Origin of the sequence: Streptomyces sp. Act143, assembly GCF_003143935.1 — a bacterium.
Lineage (GTDB): Bacteria > Actinomycetota > Actinomycetes > Streptomycetales > Streptomycetaceae > Streptomyces.
The window spans coordinates 1,373,035-1,390,213 of sequence record NZ_QFRX01000001.1 but is presented as its reverse complement, the minus strand read 5'-3'; the positions used below and the strand labels follow the sequence as shown (position 1 = coordinate 1,390,213).

At 72.0% G+C, this 17,179-nt stretch carries 19 protein-coding genes and 1 pseudogene; 13 read left to right on the top strand and 7 right to left on the bottom strand.

Annotated features, from left to right (window positions below; all coding sequences use genetic code 11):
• The first annotated feature begins 1,448 nt into the window (after window positions 1-1,448).
• Genes DI272_RS06105 through DI272_RS06085 form a run of 5 tightly spaced genes read left to right on the top strand, consistent with a single transcriptional unit; the run spans window position 1,449 to window position 5,794 of the window.
• Window positions 1,449-3,176, top strand: a complete 1,728-nt coding sequence (locus tag DI272_RS06105; RefSeq protein ID WP_109494139.1) for an ATP-binding protein — start codon at window positions 1,449-1,451, stop codon at window positions 3,174-3,176.
• A gap of 6 nt (window positions 3,177-3,182) precedes the next feature.
• The gene (locus DI272_RS06100) at window positions 3,183-3,593 is read left to right on the top strand and encodes a roadblock/LC7 domain-containing protein (RefSeq protein WP_109494137.1); all 411 of its coding nucleotides are present in this window, start codon (window positions 3,183-3,185) and stop codon (window positions 3,591-3,593) included.
• Complete coding sequence (locus DI272_RS06095) at window positions 3,590-3,961, top strand: DUF742 domain-containing protein (protein WP_109494135.1); 372 nt, start codon at window positions 3,590-3,592, stop codon at window positions 3,959-3,961. Before DI272_RS06100 ends, DI272_RS06095 begins: the two co-directional genes overlap by 4 nt.
• The gene (locus tag DI272_RS06090; RefSeq protein ID WP_109494134.1) at window positions 3,942-4,547 is read left to right on the top strand and encodes an ATP/GTP-binding protein; all 606 of its coding nucleotides are present in this window, start codon (window positions 3,942-3,944) and stop codon (window positions 4,545-4,547) included. Before DI272_RS06095 ends, DI272_RS06090 begins: the two co-directional genes overlap by 20 nt.
• A complete protein-coding gene (locus DI272_RS06085) occupies window positions 4,544-5,794 on the top strand; it encodes a cytochrome P450 (RefSeq protein ID WP_109494132.1) in 1,251 nt (416 codons plus the stop codon). Before DI272_RS06090 ends, DI272_RS06085 begins: the two co-directional genes overlap by 4 nt.
• 128 nt (window positions 5,795-5,922) lie before the next feature.
• Here DI272_RS06085 and DI272_RS06080 read toward each other — a convergent pair whose 3' ends face one another.
• On the bottom strand, window positions 5,923-7,629 hold the full coding sequence (locus DI272_RS06080; RefSeq protein WP_258314477.1) for a hypothetical protein: 1,707 nt from the start codon (window positions 7,627-7,629) through the stop codon (window positions 5,923-5,925).
• A 191-nt stretch (window positions 7,630-7,820) separates the two neighbouring features.
• Window positions 7,821-8,670: pseudogene (locus DI272_RS06075) on the bottom strand (amidohydrolase family protein); the annotation flags it as partial.
• A 53-nt stretch (window positions 8,671-8,723) separates the two neighbouring features.
• Between DI272_RS06075 and DI272_RS06070 the strand changes: the two are divergent.
• From DI272_RS06070 to DI272_RS06060, 3 genes are all read left to right on the top strand, one after another.
• On the top strand, window positions 8,724-8,918 hold the full coding sequence (locus DI272_RS06070) for a hypothetical protein (protein ID WP_375138030.1): 195 nt from the start codon (window positions 8,724-8,726) through the stop codon (window positions 8,916-8,918).
• Between the two features lie 51 nt (window positions 8,919-8,969).
• The gene (locus DI272_RS06065) at window positions 8,970-9,434 is read left to right on the top strand and encodes a pyridoxamine 5'-phosphate oxidase family protein (RefSeq protein WP_109494130.1); all 465 of its coding nucleotides are present in this window, start codon (window positions 8,970-8,972) and stop codon (window positions 9,432-9,434) included.
• A 79-nt stretch (window positions 9,435-9,513) separates the two neighbouring features.
• Window positions 9,514-9,906: a VOC family protein gene (locus DI272_RS06060; protein WP_109494128.1), complete on the top strand. Its 393-nt coding sequence runs from the start codon at window positions 9,514-9,516 to the stop codon at window positions 9,904-9,906.
• A gap of 122 nt (window positions 9,907-10,028) precedes the next feature.
• Here DI272_RS06060 and DI272_RS06055 read toward each other — a convergent pair whose 3' ends face one another.
• Window positions 10,029-10,340, bottom strand: coding sequence for a DUF4235 domain-containing protein (locus DI272_RS06055; RefSeq protein WP_109494126.1), 312 nt, complete (start codon window positions 10,338-10,340; stop codon window positions 10,029-10,031).
• A gap of 25 nt (window positions 10,341-10,365) precedes the next feature.
• A complete protein-coding gene (locus DI272_RS06050; RefSeq protein ID WP_109494125.1) occupies window positions 10,366-11,394 on the bottom strand; it encodes a glutathione S-transferase family protein in 1,029 nt (342 codons plus the stop codon).
• A 136-nt stretch (window positions 11,395-11,530) separates the two neighbouring features.
• Here DI272_RS06050 and DI272_RS06045 point away from each other — a divergent pair, with 136 nt between their 5' ends.
• Window positions 11,531-12,535, top strand: a complete 1,005-nt coding sequence (locus tag DI272_RS06045) for a cation diffusion facilitator family transporter (RefSeq protein ID WP_109500707.1) — start codon at window positions 11,531-11,533, stop codon at window positions 12,533-12,535.
• A 79-nt stretch (window positions 12,536-12,614) separates the two neighbouring features.
• Here the strand turns inward: DI272_RS06045 and DI272_RS06040 are convergent, their stop codons facing one another.
• Window positions 12,615-13,064 (bottom strand): nitroreductase family deazaflavin-dependent oxidoreductase, encoded by a 450-nt coding sequence (locus tag DI272_RS06040; RefSeq protein WP_109494123.1) that lies wholly within the window; start codon window positions 13,062-13,064, stop codon window positions 12,615-12,617.
• A 157-nt stretch (window positions 13,065-13,221) separates the two neighbouring features.
• Here DI272_RS06040 and DI272_RS06035 point away from each other — a divergent pair, with 157 nt between their 5' ends.
• The gene (locus tag DI272_RS06035; RefSeq protein ID WP_109494121.1) at window positions 13,222-13,656 is read left to right on the top strand and encodes a nuclear transport factor 2 family protein; all 435 of its coding nucleotides are present in this window, start codon (window positions 13,222-13,224) and stop codon (window positions 13,654-13,656) included.
• 9 nt (window positions 13,657-13,665) lie between these two features.
• Here DI272_RS06035 and DI272_RS06030 read toward each other — a convergent pair whose 3' ends face one another.
• Window positions 13,666-14,289 (bottom strand): LysE family transporter, encoded by a 624-nt coding sequence (locus DI272_RS06030; protein ID WP_181387100.1) that lies wholly within the window; start codon window positions 14,287-14,289, stop codon window positions 13,666-13,668.
• Window positions 14,290-14,632: 343 nt separating this feature from the next.
• On the opposite strand from DI272_RS06030, the gene DI272_RS06025 reads away from it, so the two are divergent.
• Window positions 14,633-15,847 (top strand): cytochrome P450, encoded by a 1,215-nt coding sequence (locus DI272_RS06025; RefSeq protein WP_109494119.1) that lies wholly within the window; start codon window positions 14,633-14,635, stop codon window positions 15,845-15,847.
• A 12-nt stretch (window positions 15,848-15,859) separates the two neighbouring features.
• On the top strand, window positions 15,860-16,048 hold the full coding sequence (locus DI272_RS06020; protein WP_109494117.1) for a ferredoxin: 189 nt from the start codon (window positions 15,860-15,862) through the stop codon (window positions 16,046-16,048).
• On the opposite strand, the gene DI272_RS06015 is transcribed toward DI272_RS06020, so the two are convergent.
• Window positions 16,043-16,600, bottom strand: coding sequence for a TetR/AcrR family transcriptional regulator (locus DI272_RS06015; RefSeq protein ID WP_109494115.1), 558 nt, complete (start codon window positions 16,598-16,600; stop codon window positions 16,043-16,045). The two genes, DI272_RS06020 and DI272_RS06015, sit on opposite strands and share 6 nt — an antisense overlap.
• A 112-nt stretch (window positions 16,601-16,712) precedes the next feature.
• On the opposite strand from DI272_RS06015, the gene DI272_RS06010 reads away from it, so the two are divergent.
• A complete protein-coding gene (locus DI272_RS06010; protein ID WP_109494114.1) occupies window positions 16,713-17,171 on the top strand; it encodes a nuclear transport factor 2 family protein in 459 nt (152 codons plus the stop codon).
• Window positions 17,172-17,179: the final 8 nt, after the last annotated feature.

The window sequence follows — 17,179 nt, the reverse complement described above, 5'->3', positions numbered from 1 at the left end:
GACGGGTGCCGGAGCCGGTGGTTTCGCCGTACGGGCGGGTGCCGGCGGCGACGGATTCGTCGCGGGGCCGGGTGGTGGCGACGAGGGGGCCGCCGTGGGACCGTGCGCCGGATGCGGCGGCCCGGCGACGGGCTCGCGCGCCGAAACGGACACCCCGCCCGCCGAATCGCCGGGCCAGGGTGGGGGTGCGCCTGGGGTGGCGGTTGTGGGTGGGGGTGCGCCTGGGGTGCCCGTTCGTGGTGGCGGGTTCGCGCCCGTTCCGCCGGTTGAGGGGCGGTGGGTTCGCGCCCGTTCCGCCGGTTGAGGGGCGGTGGGTTCGCGGTTGGTCCGCCTGTCGCCGAGGGCTTCCCTCTCGATCCGCCTGCCGACGACGCCTGCTTCGTGCCCGGTTCGTCTGTCTGCGCGGAGGGCTTCGTGCCCCACCCGGCCGTCGGCGGTGAGGCCGGTGCGGTGGTCTCGGTCGGCGTCGGTGGGGCGTAGCCGATCGCCGCCACCGCGAGGGACTTCGGGACCGGCCGGCGTGCGCTGTGTGCCAGTTCCGCGACGGCCTCCGGCGACGCCGGCGGGTCGGCGGTCGGCAGGTCGACCAGGCGCGTCCGGCGCTGCTGGAGCTCACCGGCGGCATGCAGCCGGGCCTCGGTGTCCCCGGTGGTCGTGGCCTCGGCCGTCTCGTCCAGGTGCAGGAACAGGGCCTCGCCGAACGCCCCCAGCACGGTGTGCGGCAGCAGATCGGCGTCCACCAGTGCGTTCACCCGGCGCCAGGTCACCCGCGCCCCGAGCCGCAGCGCCGACTGGAACGAGTCCAGGCTGCGCCCCTCCTCGGCCTCCCCGCGCCCGATGCGTCGGTAGGTCTCCTGCGCCGGCTCCCAGTCGCTGTCCGGCTTCCCCATCCGTTCCAGGAACCCGTGGAGGGCGTGGTCCACACCCCGGCGCACCGCTTGCATGCAGGTGTCGTCCGCGGGGCGCGCGTACTCGGGGATCTCGGTCCTGATCGCCCGTTCGACCTCCTCGGTGATGCCGGCGAAGAACGGTCTGAGGTGATGGTGCAGACCCGGGAGCAACGCCGCGAACGGACCGCCCCCGTCATCGGTCACCATGGCGGCTCTCTTCGACACTACTGCGACGATACCCATCAGTAATACGTCAGGGCTTATCACCGGCGGACAGCCGTGGGGTGGTGATTTGTCGCCCGCTGACAACGTCCGTTTTTACAACTGTGCTGGTCAGTATGGGTATTTGTCGACTGTTCGAAACTGGCCGAGCGTGACGGAACCCTCACCTCCGCCGGGGGCGGGGAGTTGATCCTTTCGGGTTCAAACCCGATAAGCTCCCTGGCGGCGCTGCGAGTTGACTCGGTCGTGATCGGTCGTCCCGCGGTGCGTATTGGTCAGTGCGCTTTCCCCATGCACACCCCCCCCTGTTCGATCGTGTTGCTTCGAAGGATGCAGATGGAACTCGCCACTCCGCCGCCGGCGGCGCGGGCCCCGGTCGCCTGGTACAGCTGGTGGCTGATGCCGCTGGCCTTAGGAGGCGGGACGGTTGCCGCCACGTTCATGAGTTCGGAGCAGGTCACCGCGGCCGTCGCCGGAGCCGCCGCGACGGCGGCGAGCTCCGTGTGCGTCCGGCTCCTGGTCCGCACCCGCAAGCAGCTCCACCAGGCCGAGAGCGGTTTCCGCGCCTCGCAGGCCGAGCACTCCCAGCAGTGGCAGCACCATGTCGCGGGGCTGGAGCGGAAGTTCGCCGCCGAGCACGCCGCCCAGGACGCCCGGCTCGCCGACCAGGCCGCGGGGTACGAGGAGCGGCTCGCCGAGCAGATCGCCGGTTACGAGGAGCGGCTCGCCGAACAGGCCCGCGCCTACGAGGACCGGCTGACCGAGCAGGCCTCGTCGTACGAGGCGCAGCTCGCCGATCAGGCGGAGGTCTGGCAGGAGCAGCTGGCCCACCAGTTGTCCGCGGTCGCCCGGCTCGCCGACGAGCAGCTGCCCGACGCTCTGGAGCAACTGCGCTCCGGTGAGGCCGTGGACGACCTGCTGCCGGCCACCAACCAGTGCGCCAAGGTGAGTTCGGAGCTCCAGGCCGAGCTGCGCAAGGTGCTGCGGACCTCGCTCATCGGCGTGGAGCGCGAATTCGACCGGTCCACCGCCGCCGAGCAGGCCGTCATCGGCATCGGCAACCGCATCCACGTGCTGACCAGCAAGCTCCGCGGCCGGCTGCACGAGATGCAAGGCGAGCACGGCCGGTTGCCGTCGGTGGCGCGAGGGCTCATGGAGCTGGACCAGGAGATCGGCCCCGCCGACTGTCTCGCCGCCAGCATCGGTGTGCTGGGCGGCTCCGACCGGCCCGGCCGGCAGTGGCAGGAACCGCAGCGACTGCTCAGCGTGGTCCGCGGCGGCATCGGCCGGATCAAGGACTTCCACCGGGTGGACGTACGCCAGCTGCCCGAACTCGGCGTCGACGGCGGTCTGGTGGACCACCTCACGCTCATCTTCGCCCACCTCCTGGACAACGCGGCCCGCTACTCGCCGCCCACCGAGCCGGTGCTCGTCTCCGGCAAGGAGGTGCCGAACGGTGTCGGCATCGAGATCCAGGACTCCGGCAAGGGTCTGAGCGAGGAGAAGAAGCGCGAGGCCGAGCAGGCCCTAGCCGGTACCGGCTCCGGTCCCGGCCTCGGCGGTGTCTCCGAGGACGCCACGATCGGCCTGCGGGTCGTCGGCATCCTCGCCCGCCGCTACGGCATCCGCGTCACCTTCGCGGACTCGCCCTGGCTCGGTACCTCGGTGGTCGTGGTGGTCCCGCACAAGTACTTCAGCCCGCTGCCCACGGCGGCACCGGTGGTGCAGGCCTCCGCCCCGGCACCTGTCCGGGAGGGCAAGCCGATGCCCCCGGCGACCGGGACGACCGAGGTCCCCGAGACCACGGAGACCACGGAGACCACGCCCGGCGGGCTGCCCCGGCGCAGAAGCAGGCGGAGCGAGGAGGCCCGTCACCAGCCGGGCGAGCGCACCGAGCGGACTCCGGAGGAGACGTCGGCCGTCTCCGCCGTCCCGCCGGACGCGTCCTTCGCCGGTCTGGCCGCCTTCGCCACCGCCGGACGCGAGTCCGACCCGGACCGTGGCAGCGACGCCACGGCCGACGGCCGCGAGTCCACCGAGCACCGCACTGAAGAGAGCGACTGAGTCGACATGACGCAACAGGGAACCGACGTGAGCTGGGCGCTCCGCGATCTCGTGGAGTCCATCCCGGAGATCCGTTTCGCCCTCGTGGCCTCCAGCGACGGCAAGGCCATCACCTCCTTCGGCGCCGAGGACCCCGACGACGTGGACCGCTTCGCGGCGGTGGTGGCCGGCCTCCAGGCGCTGGCCCAGCCGGTCGCGGAGCAGTTCCCCAAGTACGCGGGGCAGCTTCGGCTGGCGATGATCGAGGTCGACGGCGGCCACCTCTTCGTCGTCCGCGCGGGCGTGGAGACGTACCTCGGCGTGCTCGCCCGGGAAGGTCTCGACCAGGGCCTGCTCGGACATCAGATGAGGGATCTGGCCCGCAGGATGGGCGAGCTCCTCGGCACCACTCCGCGCCTGGAGGAGCACTCTGCATGAGTGCTCCCCGCCGGCCCACGGATCCGTCCGGTCTCGAGCGTTACTACGTCCTCACCGGAGGACGCAGCGGACCGGGCGGTTCGGCGTCGAGTCTCGACGTGGCGACCCTCATCGTCTCCCGCACCGCCCCCGTCCCGGGGATGCAGCACGAGCACGAGGAGATCCTCCGGCGCTGCCGTGATCCGCTGTCGGTCGCCGAACTCGGCGCCCACCTCGGATTGCCGTTCAACATTCTCGCGGTGCTGCTGGCGGACCTGCTGGAGGCAGACCGTGTGGAAGCCCGTGACCCCATCCCGGCGCACGACGCCCGCCGCGGGCCCGACCTCGCGCTGCTTGAGGAGGTACTCAGTGGACTTGAAAGGCTTTGACCACCCCGGCGGGCCGGGTGGCGAGGGCACCCGCTCGGTGAAGGTGATGATCGCCGGCGGCTTCGGCACCGGGAAGACCACCATGGTCCGCTCCGTCAGCGACATCAAGCCGCTGACCACCGAGGAGACCCTCACCCAGGCCAGCGCCGACGTCGACCACCTGATCGGCGTCGCGGAGAAGACGGAGACCACCGTCAGCCTGGACTTCGGCAAGATCAGCCTCAACGACAGCCTGATGCTGTACCTGTTCGGCACTCCCGGCCAGGAGCGGTTCTGGTTCCTGTGGAACGGACTGTTCAAGGGCGCGCTCGGCGCGGTCGTGCTGGTGGACACCCGCCGGCTGGCCTCCAGCTTCCGGGCGATCGAGGAGATGGAGCGGCAGAACGTCCCCTTCGTCGTCGCCCTGAACGTCTTCCCGGACTCCAAGGACTATCCGGTCGAGGAGATCCGCGACGCCCTCGACATCCCCGAGCACATTCCGGTCGTGGCCTGCGACGCCCGTGACCGGGCGTCCAGCCGGGACGTGCTCGTCACCCTGATACGTCACCTGAAGGACCGCTCTGCCGTCGCTCTGGAGTCCCGATGACCGATCAGCCCTTAAACGGCACCGACGCCCCGCGCGGCTGCCCCGTCGCCCACGCCGGAGTCGATGTCACCCGGCTGTACGGGCCGGAGGCGGAGACCGACCCGCAGGGGATCTACGAGCGGCTGCGCAAGGAGCACGGTTCGATCGCGCCGGTGCTCCTGGAGGGCGACGTCCCCGCCTGGCTGGTCCTCGGCTACCGGGACAACCGGCGGGTGCTGGACAACCCGCGCCAGTTCAGCCGGGACGCGCGGATCTGGCGGGACTGGCGGGAGGGGCACATCCCGGAGACGCACCCGCTGATCCCGATGGTCGGCTGGCGGCCCGACTGCATCTCCCAGGACGGCGAACCGCACCGCCGGCTGCGCGGCGCGGTCACCGACGGGCTGCTCGCGGCGTCCAGCCGGGGGGTGCGCCGCCACGCCACGTTCTTCGCGAACAAGCAGATCGACGCGTTCGCCGACGCCGGGCGCGCCGACCTGGTGGCCGACTACGCCGAGTACCTGCCGATGCTCGTGCTCACCCGGATCCTCGGCCTTCCCACGGCGGAGGGGCGACGCCTGGTCGAGTCGTGCGCGCAGGTCCTCAAGGGCGGCGAGGGTGCCCTGGAGCACAACGACCGGATCATGCAGATCCTGTCGGAACTGACCGAGCGCAAGCGGACCGAGCCGGGCGCCGACTTCACCACGGCCCTGCTGGAGCACCCGGCCGGGCTCGACCACGACGAGGTCGTCAGCCATCTGCGTCTGGTGCTGATCGCCGCCCACACCACCACCAGCAACCTGCTGGCCCGGGTGCTGCACCTGGTCCTCACCGACGCCGCCCGGCTGGCCGGTCTGGTCAGCGGGCAGTTGAACATCTCCTCCGTGGTGGAGGAGGTCATGTGGGACACCCCGCCGCTGTCCGTGCTGCCGGGCCGGTTCGCCGCCTCCGACCTGGAGATCGGCGGCCACCACATCCAGGAGGGCGAGATGCTCCTGCTGGGCCTGGCCGCGGGCAACGTCGACCCGGAGGTACGGCCCGACACGGGCGTCGCCGTGCAGGGCAACCAGTCGCACCTGGCGTTCAGCTCCGGACCGCACGAATGCCCGGGGCAGAACATCGGCCAGTCCATCATCGAGATCGGCGTGGACGTGCTGCTGCACCGGCTGCCGGGCCTGCGCCTGGCCGTGCCGTCGGAGGAGCTCTCCTCGACCGCGTCCACCTGGGAGTCCCGACTGGACCGTCTGCCGGTCGAGTTCTCCGTCTGACACGCCTCGGCCGTCGGACACCACCGCTGCCCGACACCGCAGTCACCACCGTCCGGTGCCGTCACCGCGGCCGCCGGACACCACCGCCGCCCGGCCGGAGTCCCGGCCGGGCGGCGGCGTTCTCGGTGTCAGCCGTCGAGCCAGTCGCCCGCGACGTCGCCCGGCCGGTACCCCGTGGCGTTCCACAGGAAATGCGGGTGGGCGCAGGCGAACATGTAGGCGAGCAGGGCTATGTCCTCCCTGCCGGTGCGAGGGTCGTGCAGGACGTGGAACCGTTCGGATCCGACCAGGCCGGCGTCCACCTGGACGCCCCGGGCGCGCTCCGGGGACGGCTCGGCCAGGGACGCCTCCACACCGGCGACGTAGGTGCGGCGCAGGATCTCCCACGCGTTGTCGACGTCGCCGGACCAGGGCCCGTGGACCGCTTCGAAGGCGTGCAGCTCGGCGTCGAACAGGGGCCATGCCCGCGGGTGTTGGTCCTTGCAGCGGGCGGACAGCTCGGCGGCCCGGTCGCTCAGCGCCCGCACACTGGCCCGCGGGGCGACGGTGAGCGTGGTGCCGCCGGTGAGGATGCCGGTGCACGGGTTGGGCTGGAGGTCGCACAGCGGGCAGCCCTCGGCCGGCGGGAGGTCCTCGGTGATGCCGTCGAACCACAGGGCGTGACGGCCCGTGAGCCCCATCCAGACGATGGTCGTCGTCATCAGCCAGGTGTTCCACATCGGCTCGTGCGCCTCGGGCGTGCAGCCGTACTTGACGATGGCGATGGCGCAGGCGGCGTAGAGCGCCTTGGTGTGGGCGGGCAGGTCGGCGAGCCAGAAGTTGCTGATCTCGCCGGTGAGGGCGTCGGCCCGGACGTCGGCCATGTCGTCGATGACACGGCACAGCAGCAGCGAGGCGAGGTTCTCCTCCTGCCAGAGCTCGGCGTCCGGCGCGACGTGCCAGAACAGGCAGTCCATCATCTGCAGCGCCGAGTAGGTGCCGTGGCTGAGCGGGTTGGTCTGGGGGAGCGTGACGCTGCCCGAGCCGTGCTGCCGGAGCCAGTACTCGTCGACGGATCGCTTGTGGGCGGCGAAGAGTCCGGCGACCAGGGCCCGCGCCGTGTTGGTGCTGAAATTCTCGGCCAGGCGGCCCTCGATGAGCTGGGTCAGGCGGGTGGTGTCTATGGTGTCGACCACGCGTTTGTACTCGTGGAAGACGAGGATGTCGTCCTCGAAGCGGTGGCGGTGGCCGAGGTCGTGCTCCAGGTCGTTCATCTGCCGGGTCCAGGACCAGCCGCCGGTCAGGACGCTGTCCAGCTCCCGGCGGTACGGCCAGGTCTTGACGGCGAGGGGGCGACCGGCGCTCTGCCGCCAGCCGTAGTCGTCCAGCGTCCGCGCGGGGGGCACGGGCAGCCGGCGGCACAACGCGCAGGTGCAGGCGGTCGCCGGCTTCTCCTCGCGCGGCGGGGCGAGCGCGCGACTGCGCCAGGCCCCTTCCAGCATTGCGCAGGTCAGTCGGCAGATCTCGGCGTCGGTGCCGACCTGCGGGAAGGCTGCCTCGATCACGCGCAGGCCGGCGTCGAGCGCCCGCAGCCGGGCCTGGCCCTCTTCGTCCGGCGCAAGGTATGCGGGTCCCGCCAGGGGGAGGGCACCCTCCAGTCGCAGCGTGGTGGTGGCGGGGGCGGTGCCTAGTGCGTCGAGTCGCCGCCGGACGGAGTCCTGGGCCCTGCGGTGCCGCTCGGTGATGCCCTTGATGCGGTGCACCAGGAGGCGGGCCAGGGCGTCCCCCGCTTCCGTGGGCTGGTGCCGGCCGGTGGGGACGTCGGAGGGCAGGTCGGACGTGACGGCCTGAGGCATGTGGTTCCTTTCGGGAGACGGCGCGCAGAACCCCCCACCCCTGGGAGTGGGCGGTCCAGGGGGAGACCGCCCACGTACTCGAACTCAGCTTCGTGATGCGAAAGTTGAAGCGAGAAGCGGAACGAGACTTCCCAGAGCGTAAATGATCTACACCGTGACCCGACCGTGATCTCCGTTACTGCTGACGCCTCTTGAGCTGCGTATACTCGCGCGCCCCCCACGTACGTCAGCGCCACGCGCGTCCGCGCGATCCCCTCGGGCGGAACGGCGAACGGGTCGCGGTCCAGCACCACCAGGTCCGCCGGCGCACCGGCGCGCCGTCCGCGCCCGGCCCCCGCGGGTTGACCGCGACATGGATGGCCTCCGGTGGACCGGGGCTGCTGGCCGGCCCGTCGCTGCCCGCCGCGAGCGTGGCGCCGGAGCGCGGCAGCGCGCCGAACGGGTAGTGCCACGCGGCCCGTTCGGACCCGAGGAAGGGGATGGTCGGCTCGTCCATCTGCGGTTCGTGCGCCGCCCGCAGCGGCTGGATGGTGGCCGTGGCGCCGAGGCGGGCGAACCGCGGCATGTCGGCGGGGTGCACCACCTGAAGATGTGCCAGGTGGGCTCGCGTGTCGCTCCGTCCGTTCGCGGCGCGCGCGGCCTCGATCGCGTCCAGCGCGTCGCGTACGGCGCGGTCGCCCAGTGCGTGGAAGTGGCACTGGAAGCCGAGCGCGTCCAACTCCGTCGTGTGCTGGGGGAGTTGGTTCTGGTCGATGAAGCTGGTGCCCCGGTTGGCGGTGGCGCAGCCGCATTGTCCAGGTACGGGCCGAGGAGTGCGGCCATCCCGGTCTCGGCGACCCCGTCCAGCATCGGCTTGACGGCGCCCGCCCGGAACCGGCTGTGGCTCAACGCGGCCCGCTTCTCCACCAGTTCGGGTATCTGCACGGCTCCGTGCCCCCGGTCCCACCACAGGGCGCCGACGCCCCGCGCGGTCAGGGAGCTGTCCCGGGCTGCCGTCGGATACGCCTGCGCCGGGTCGTCCATGCCGGGGAAGTCGCCGACAGACGAGCCCATCGGCCGCACCCTGCGCAGCTGGCGGCCCACCGGGGACGGGCGTGCCGACCTGCGGGACCTGGGCCTGCGAGGCGACGTACGCCCGGCTCCCCGCCGACACTCACCCGCACATCGCCGCGACCGCCCGCCACCTCGTGACGGACATGCCGCGCAGCTCCTACCCGATGGCGCTGGACCTGCTGCTGAGCGCGGCCGGGGCCCGGCTCGCGGAGATCCAGGACGGGACGGGCGTCTGACCGCGAGACTGGTCAGGTCCGTGACCGTTGACCCGAGGAGGCCGACCGCCGATGGCGAACCCGCCCGCACGTCCCGCGAAACAGCGCAAGCGAGACACCCTGCACCGCCTGGAGCACGACGAGGACGTGTGGGTCGCGACGGCCGACGCCGCCGGCGGGGTGCCGTTCCTCGTCCCGCTCTCCTTCCTCTGGGACGGCACCACCCTGCTGCTCGCCACCCCGGCCGCGAGCCCCACCGGCCGCAACCTGCGCACCACCGGCCGCACCCGGCTCGGCATCGGGCCGACCAGGGACGTCACGATGATCGAGGGCACCGTCGAGACGGTCACCATCGCCGAACTGTCCCCTGCGGACGGTGACCGCTTCGCGGCGAAGACAGGCTTCGATCCACGTCAACTGTCCACCCCTTACGAGTACTTCAGGGTCCGCCCGGTGCGCGTTCAGGCCTGGCGCGAGGCAAATGAACTCGGCGGGCGGGAGTTGATGCGGGACGGGGAGTGGCTGGTCTCCGACTGATCCGGGTCGACCGGGATATCCGTGAGGTACAGGGCTGCGGGGTACGAACGCCTCGCGCCCCGGACCGTTCGGAGGAGACATGGCACTGGTGAAAGCGGGCGTCGTGGTGCTCGACTGTGCCGAGCCGGAGAAGCTCGCCGTGTTCTACAAGGAGTTGCTGGAGGCCGAGGAGACGGACGCGACCGCCAACCGCGTGGAGATCAGGGGGTCGGAGGGGATGCGGATGGCGTTCCGCCGGGACATGAACGCCACGCCGCCGAGCTGGCCGCGCCCGGAGAACGCCCTCCAGGCCCATCTCGACTTCGTCGTCGAGGACCTGGACGAGGCCGAGCGCAAGGTCGTCGGACTCGGCGGGCGCCCGCTCGACACCAAGGATGCCTCGGGCCCGTACGAGGAGCGCGGCTACGCCGACCCGGCGGGCCACTCCTTCACCCTGCGCCGTGTCACGCCCACCGCACCCAAGCAGGGCTGACCTCGGCCTGAAGGCGAGGCCGGCCCCCCGTGCCGGAGCAGGGCTGACCCCGGCGCCGGTGCGGGGCCGGCCCCGAGTCGAAGCGAGGCCGGCCCGGCGCCGGTGCGGGGCCGGCCCCCGCGTCAGTCCCGGCCGCCCTCGTCGTCGGTGGGCCAGACGCCGGTGGACCGCTCGATGGCCTTCGCGCCCGTGCGGTCCACCGCACTGCGCACCACCGCGAAGATCGCGCCCTGCACGGCCGCCGCGAGCAGCACCTCGCCCCAACTCCGGTTGCGGTCCAGGGCGTCGGGCGCGTCGTCCTCGTGCCGGATCACCTTCCACGTCTTGCGGAACGCGACCCCGGCCAGCGCCCCGCTCGACCAACCCAGCACGAAACCGAGGGGCTTGTAGGCGAGGGGCAGCTTCAGCTTCTTCTTCTTGCTCTTCTTGGCCATCCGTCTCTCCTTCGTCGGTTGTCGGCTACGCCGGTGCGGGCCTGCCCCGCGGGGGCACGCGCTCGTCCGGGGGCGGGGGTCCCGGCGGTGTCCCGTCGCCGAACGGCCTGCCGCCCAGCTCCTCGCGGTGATGCGCGGTCAGCCAGTGCGACAGATCCGGTCCGAGCGGCACGATCCGGGTCGGATTGATGCCGGTGTGCACCTGGTAGTAGTGCCGCTTGATGTGGTCGAAGTCGACGGTGTCACCGAAGCCCGGCGTCTGGTAGAGATCCCGGACGTACCCCCACAGCACCTCGTTCTCGGCCAGCTTCCAGCGGTTGCACTTGAAGTGGCCGTGATAGACGGCGTCGAAACGTACCAGTGTGGTGAAGAGCCGGATGTCCGCCTCGGTGATGGTGTCGCCGACGAGATAGCGCTGCCGGGCGAGCCGCGCGGTCAGCAGCTCCAGCCGCCGGAACACCGCCGCGCAGGCGTCCTCGTACTCCGCCTGCCCGGTGGCGAACCCCGCCCGGTACACACCGTTGTTGACGTCCTCGTAGACGTCCGCCATCACCGTGTCGATCTCGTCGCGCAGCGCCCTCGGATACAGGTCGGGGGCGCCGTCCCGGTGCAGGGCCCGCCACTCGGTGGCGAGGTCGAGGGTGAGCTGCTGGTAGTCGTTGGTGACCAGCCGCCCGCTGGGTACGTCGACGATCGCGGGCACGCTCACCCCGCCCGGGAAGCCGGTCTCGCGCCGGTCGTAGGCCTCGGCGAGGTAGCGGATGCCGAGGACGGGGTCGCGGCCGTCGGGGTCGAGGGTGAAGCGCCAGCTGCGGTCGTCCTGGATCGGGTCGGCCACCGCGAGCGACAGGGCGCCCTCCAGGCCCAGCAGCCGCCGGGAGACCAGGGCCCGGCTCGCCCAGGGGCAGGCCCGGCTGACGACCAGGCGGTACCGGCCGGGCTCCACCGGCCAGCCGTCGCGTCCGTCCGCCGTGATCCGGTCCGTGAAGTGGGCCTTGGACCGCTGGAACTTCTGGTTGCCGTACGCGCGGTTGCCTCCGTCCGAGCCGCTCATGCCGCCTCCTTGCCATGCCCTGTCACTGTGCGGACGTCCCTGACCGCGTTCCCCGATTTCGGCGTGTGAGCCCCGCCAGTCGGGGCAGACGGCGAAGGTGAGCGGGACACCTTCGAACACATCATCGAACGCACCCCTGAACACACGCCCCCGGGACGCCTCCAAGGCTTCGGCGCGGGCGGCCGAGAGCCGGCAGGCCGACCGCAGAACGCGGGTCACCGTCCTGGTGGCCCTCACGGCCAATCTGGTCATCGCGGTCGCCAAGGCGGTCGGCGGCCTGATCGCGCACTCCCCGGCCCTGCTGTCGGAGGCCGCCCACTCGGTCGCCGACAGCCTCAACGAGGTCTTCCTGCTGGCCGCCCTGCGCCGCAGCCGCCGCCCCGCCGACACCCGGCACCCCTTCGGCTACGGCAAGGAGCGGTTCTTCTGGTCGCTCCTCGCCGCGGTGGGCATCTTCGTCATGGGCGGCTGCTTCTCCTTCTTCCAGGGCTTCGAGGCACTGCGCGGCGGGGCCGAGGAGAAGTTCAGCGGATACGTCGCCGGACTCGTCGTCCTCGCGGTCGCCCTCGTCGCCGAGGGCGCGTCGCTGGTACGGGCGCTGTACCAGACGCGCCGGCAGGGCGGCATGGGCGACGGGCTGCGCGACCCGGCGCTGCGCACGGTCGTCGCCGAGGACGGCACGGCGGTGCTGGGCGTCACCCTGGCCATGGCCGGCATGGCCCTGCACATGGTCACCGGGCAGGTCGTGTGGGAGGCGTCCGCCTCGCTGGCCATCGGGGCGCTGCTCGTCTACGTCGCCTACCGGCTCGGCCGGGAGGCACGCGACCAGCTGATCGGGGAGGCCGTCGACGCGGAGACGAGCGGCCGGATCCGGGCACTGCTCCAGGAGCAGCCCGAGATCGACAGCGTGGAGGCGCTGTTCACGATGAAGACGGGACTGGAATCCGTGCTGGTGGCGGCCCGGGTCGACCTGGTGCCGGGGCTGGACAGCGAGCACGTCGAGGAGGTCGCCGTACGCATCAAACGATCCGTCGCCGACACCTTCGCCGAGACGGACCAGATCTTCCTCGACATCACCGACCGGCCCGCGCGCGAGGCACGAGAAAGCCCCGCCGCGACGGGGGAGCGCGGCGGGGCCTGACGCACAGGTGCCCGGCCGACGGGGCTTCATGCGCCCCGTCCCGAGATTTTTCCGGGAGCACCTCCGCGGTGCCGGCCGGTCAGTGCCCGGCGGCCGGTTCCAGCACGAAGACCGGGATCTCGCGGTCCGTCTTCCGCTGGTAGTCCGCGTACGGGGGATAGGCCGCCACGGCCCGCTCCCACCACTCGGCCTTCTCCGCGCCGGTGACCTCACGGGCGATCATGTCGGTCTTCTCGGGGCCGTCCTGGAGCTCCACGCGGGGGTCGGCCTTGATGTTGTGGTACCAGACCGGGTGCTTGGGCGCTCCGCCCTGCGAGGCCACCACGGCGTACCGGCCCCCGTGCTCGACCCGCATCAGCGGCGTCTTGCGGATCTTGCCGCTCCGGGCGCCCAGGGTGGTCAGCAGGATCACGGGCAGACCGGTGCCCCGGAGGGTCGTCCCCTCGGTGCCGCCGGAGCTTTCGTACAGCTCCACCTGCTCGCGCACCCACCCGGTCGGGCTGGGTTCGTACTCGCCCTTGAGAGGCATGGCATCCGTCCCATCGTCGTCGTGTCCTGCGGCTGACCGCCACCACCCACAACACCGGAACGCCGGGGATTCATCCACCCCGCCATGACCTCGGAGGTAATCGCCTCGCCCGGTTCGCCGGGGGCACAGTGGCAACCGCCGAAGGGGAGGAGTACCCATGACCGCCACCATCGAGACCACGACCCGTGCGGTGATCGCGGAGCTGCTGGAGCGCATCGGCCAGGGCGACCCGGACCGGATCGCCGAACTCTACGCCGACCACGCCGACTGGAAGCTCGACTGGCCCGAGGACGAGCACGGTCGCGCCGCCACCCCGTGGATCCGCCACCGCGTGACCCGCGCGGACGCCGCCGCCCACTACCGGGAACTGGCCGCCCACCATGTGGCGGAGCGGGCGGCCACGCGGATCGAGCGGGTCCTGGTGGACGGCGCGGACGCGGTGGTCCTCGGCGAGATCCGGCAGACGGCGCGGGCCACCTGCCGCCCCTACCGCGCCAGGTTCGCCCTGCACCTGACCGTCGCCGACGGGCTGATCGTCCGGCACCACGTGTACGAGGACAGCCTCGCCGTGGCCCGGGCCTTCGCCCCCTGAGCGGCGGACTCACCCCGTCGTCCGCACGGCGAGCGCCGCGATCACCGTGCTCGACACCAGCGCCGTCACCAGTCGGCCCCGCCGCCCCGTCAGGGCCCGGCCGAGCAGCGCCCCGCCCCCGGCCAGCAGTACCTGCCAGCTCGCGGAGGCGACGAAGGCCGCCAGGACGAACACGCCCTGCTCCAGCGGCCGGACCGCGTCCGCGGTGCGGGAACCGAGCACCAGGGCCGCGAAGTAGATCACGGTGGTCGGGTTGAGCAGTGTGATCCCGAGCAGTGCCAGGAAGGCGCGGGCGGGGCTCGGCGGCGGCGGGTCGGGACGGGCGGCGGTGCGGCGGGCGCGGTGGCGGTGTACGGCGACGATCGCGCCGCGCACCGCCAGCGCGAGCAGCAGCAGCGCCGAGGCCCAGCGCAGCGGCCCGAGCACCGGACGCAGCGCGGCCGCCAGGGCGGCGCCCCCGACCGTGGCCACCAGGGCGTAGAGCCCGTCGGCGAGCGCGACGCCGAGCGCGGCACAGACGCCGGTGCGCAGGGAGGTACGGGCGGTGAGCGAGACGAGGTAGGTCGCGACCGCGCCGACGGGCATGGCGATGCCGTAGCCCGCGAGCAGCCCCGCGACGAGCGCCCCGGTCACGACGCGAGAGGCGTCGGCCCCTTCGGACGGCCGGGCTGCTGCTGGAACCGCACCGGCGTGGCGGCGGCGGTCGGCGGCAGGGAGGCGTGGGTCGTGGGCATGACCGGATTCTGCGGGCGGGCCCGCCGGCCCACAACCGGTTTTCGGCCGCCGCCCGTCCCCACGGCCGAGGGGGCCCCACCCGGTTTCGAATTGCGAGCGAGCATCCCCGGCCAACCTGCCCCCGCCGCTGATCTGGCCGAACTTGCCGTCGCGAGGTAGATGCCCCGGGCATCTAATGAAGATCTGCACGATGCCGCATCACGCATCAGGCACGTAGCTCACTTCGTCTGCGAGGTCATTCATGACGGCAACCCCCCGCACCCAGACGGAACCCGTCGCCTTCCCGCAGGACCGCAGCTGTCCCTACCATCCCCCCACCGCCTACACCCCCTTCCGGGACAGCCGCCCGCTGGCCCGTGTCTCCCTCTACGACGGCCGGCCGGCGTGGCTGGTCACGGGCCACGCCCTCGCGCGCGCCCTGCTCGCCGACCCGCGTCTGTCGACCGACCGCGCCCGCCCGGACTTCCCCGTGGTCACGGAACGGTTCGCCGCTGTGCGCAACCGGAACCTGGCGCTGCTCGGCGTCGACGACCCCCGGCACCACACGCAGCGGCGGATGCTGGTGTCCAGCTTCACACTGCGCCGGGCCACCGAACTGCGTCCGCAGATCCAGCGGATCGTCGACGAGCAGCTCGACGCGATGATCGCGCAGGGCCCGCCCGCGGAGCTGGTGAGCGCGTTCGCGCTGCCGGTGCCGTCCATGGTCATCTGCGCCCTGCTCGGGGTGCCGTACGCCGACCACGAGTTCTTCGAGGAGCAGTCGCGCCGGCTGCTGCGCGGTCCGCGGGCCGCCGACACCCAGGACGCGCGCGTTCAACTGGACGCCTACTTCGAGGAGTTGATCGACCGGAAGCTGAAGGAGGAGCGGCCCGGCGACGGGGTGCTGGACGAACTGGTCCATGGCCGGCTGCGCGCCGGGGAACTGGACCGCGGCGAGATCCTCTCCCTCGCCAGCATCCTGTTGATCGCCGGTCACGAGACGACCGCGAACATGATCTCGCTCGGCACCTTCACCCTGCTCCAGCACCCCGAGCGGCTCGCCGAGTTGCGCGAGCGGCCCGAGCTGCTGCCCGCCGCCGTCGAGGAGCTGATGCGCATGCTCTCGATCGCCGACGGGCTGCTCCGGCTGGCCACCGAGGACATCGAGGCGGGCGGCGAGACCATCCGGGCGGGCGACGGGGTGCTCTTCTCGACCTCGGTCATCAACCGTGACGAGGAGGTCTACGCCGATCCCGACACCCTGGACTGGCACCGGTCCGCCCGTCACCACGTCGGCTTCGGCTTCGGCGTCCACCAGTGCCTCGGCCAGAACCTGGCCCGCGCAGAGATGGAGATCGCCCTGCGCGCCCTGCTCACCCGGCTGCCCGCACTGCGTCTCGCCGCCCCCGCGGACGAGATCCCCTTCAAGCCCGGCGACACCGTCCAGGGGATGCTGGAACTCCCCGTGACCTGGTAAGAGGCTCAGCCCATGCACATCGACATCGACAAGGACGTCTGCATCGGCGCCGGCCAGTGCGCGCTGGCCGCCCCGTCCGTATTCACGCAGGACGACGACGGATTCAGCACGCTGCTGCCCGACCGGGAGGACGGCGCGGGGGACCCGATGGTGCGTGAGGCGGCGCGGGCCTGTCCCGTGGGTGCCATCACGGTGTCATAGGGCGGCGGCCCGCATCAGGACTCGTGCCGCCTCGCGCGCCTCCCGCGCGGGAGCGGTGCCGCCCGTGATGCCCGCCGTCACCATCGCCCCCTCGGCGAGCAGGAACAGCTGCCCGGCCACTGCGCCGGGCAGTTTCGCGTCCGCGACCAGGGCGCCGAGGTCGTCCCGGAACGCCCCTTTGTGCGCCTGCACCTGAGCCGTGACCCGGGCCGAGGTCGCGCCCAGCTCGCCGTACGAGTTGATCCACGCGCACCCGCGGAAACCGTCCTCGCCGAACCAGGACTCCAGCCAGTCGAACACGGCGAGGATCCGCTCCTCGGGGTCCGTGTGCCGGGCCACGTGCTCGGCCAGCCGTCCGCGCCAGCGCACGTCGCGGCGCTCCAGATACGCCTCGACCAACTGCTCCTTGGTGGGGAAGAGCTGGTAGAGCCGCTTGAGGGAGACGCCCGAGGCGCCCCGGACGGCGTCCATGCCGACGGACTGGATGCCGCGGCCGTAGAACAGCTCCTCCGCGGCGTCCAGGGCCCGCTCCCGGGCGGTGGCGCTGTCCATGCGGTCACTCCTTGGCGGTTGCCGACGATCCTTGACGGGAGAACGTGCGTTCTCCTACGGTAGCAGCAATCGGGAGAACGCACGTTCTCCGCTGCTGTCCCTGGAGGCTGACATGACCGCCCGCCCGCCCCTGCCGCCGTTCACCCGCGAGACCGCAGCCCGGAAGGTGCAGGCCGCCGAGGACGCCTGGAACACCCGCGACCCGCACAAGGTGGCGCTCGCGTACTCGGAGGACTCGGTGTGGCGCAACCGCGACACCTTCGTCACCGGCCGCGCCGAGATCGTCGCGTTCCTCGCCGCGAAGTGGGCCCGCGAGACGGAGTACGCCCTGCGCAAGGACCTGTGGGCGTTCGACGGCAACCGCATCGCCGTCCGCTTCCAGTACGAGTCCCGCGACACCGACGGGCAGTGGTGGCGCAGTTACGGCAACGAGCTCTGGGAGTTCGACGAGCACGGCCTGATGACCCGGCGCGAGGCCAGCATCAACGACGTGCCCATCGAGGAGAACGAACGCCGCATCTTCGGCCCGCGCCCCGAGACCGAACAGGGGCGGTCCTTCCCGCTCCAGTAGCCTCAGTA

What these genes read in the sequence shown, in the direction of transcription:
- DI272_RS06060 (WP_109494128.1), top strand. Translation starts at nt 9,514, where the DNA reads ATGGCACTGGTGAAAGCGGGCGTCGTGGTGCTCGACTGTGCCGAGCCG.
- DI272_RS06080 (WP_258314477.1), bottom strand. Translation starts at nt 7,629, where the DNA reads ATGCCTCAGGCCGTCACGTCCGACCTGCCCTCCGACGTCCCCACCGGC.
- DI272_RS06050 (WP_109494125.1), bottom strand. Translation starts at nt 11,394, where the DNA reads ATGAGCGGCTCGGACGGAGGCAACCGCGCGTACGGCAACCAGAAGTTC.
- DI272_RS06095 (WP_109494135.1), top strand. Translation starts at nt 3,590, where the DNA reads ATGAGTGCTCCCCGCCGGCCCACGGATCCGTCCGGTCTCGAGCGTTAC.
- DI272_RS06040 (WP_109494123.1), bottom strand. Translation starts at nt 13,064, where the DNA reads ATGCCTCTCAAGGGCGAGTACGAACCCAGCCCGACCGGGTGGGTGCGC.
- DI272_RS06025 (WP_109494119.1), top strand. Translation starts at nt 14,633, where the DNA reads ATGACGGCAACCCCCCGCACCCAGACGGAACCCGTCGCCTTCCCGCAG.
- DI272_RS06010 (WP_109494114.1), top strand. Translation starts at nt 16,713, where the DNA reads ATGACCGCCCGCCCGCCCCTGCCGCCGTTCACCCGCGAGACCGCAGCC.
- DI272_RS06085 (WP_109494132.1), top strand. Translation starts at nt 4,544, where the DNA reads ATGACCGATCAGCCCTTAAACGGCACCGACGCCCCGCGCGGCTGCCCC.
- DI272_RS06055 (WP_109494126.1), bottom strand. Translation starts at nt 10,340, where the DNA reads ATGGCCAAGAAGAGCAAGAAGAAGAAGCTGAAGCTGCCCCTCGCCTAC.
- DI272_RS06100 (WP_109494137.1), top strand. Translation starts at nt 3,183, where the DNA reads ATGACGCAACAGGGAACCGACGTGAGCTGGGCGCTCCGCGATCTCGTG.
- DI272_RS06020 (WP_109494117.1), top strand. Translation starts at nt 15,860, where the DNA reads ATGCACATCGACATCGACAAGGACGTCTGCATCGGCGCCGGCCAGTGC.
- DI272_RS06065 (WP_109494130.1), top strand. Translation starts at nt 8,970, where the DNA reads ATGGCGAACCCGCCCGCACGTCCCGCGAAACAGCGCAAGCGAGACACC.
- DI272_RS06035 (WP_109494121.1), top strand. Translation starts at nt 13,222, where the DNA reads ATGACCGCCACCATCGAGACCACGACCCGTGCGGTGATCGCGGAGCTG.
- DI272_RS06105 (WP_109494139.1), top strand. Translation starts at nt 1,449, where the DNA reads ATGGAACTCGCCACTCCGCCGCCGGCGGCGCGGGCCCCGGTCGCCTGG.
- DI272_RS06015 (WP_109494115.1), bottom strand. Translation starts at nt 16,600, where the DNA reads ATGGACAGCGCCACCGCCCGGGAGCGGGCCCTGGACGCCGCGGAGGAG.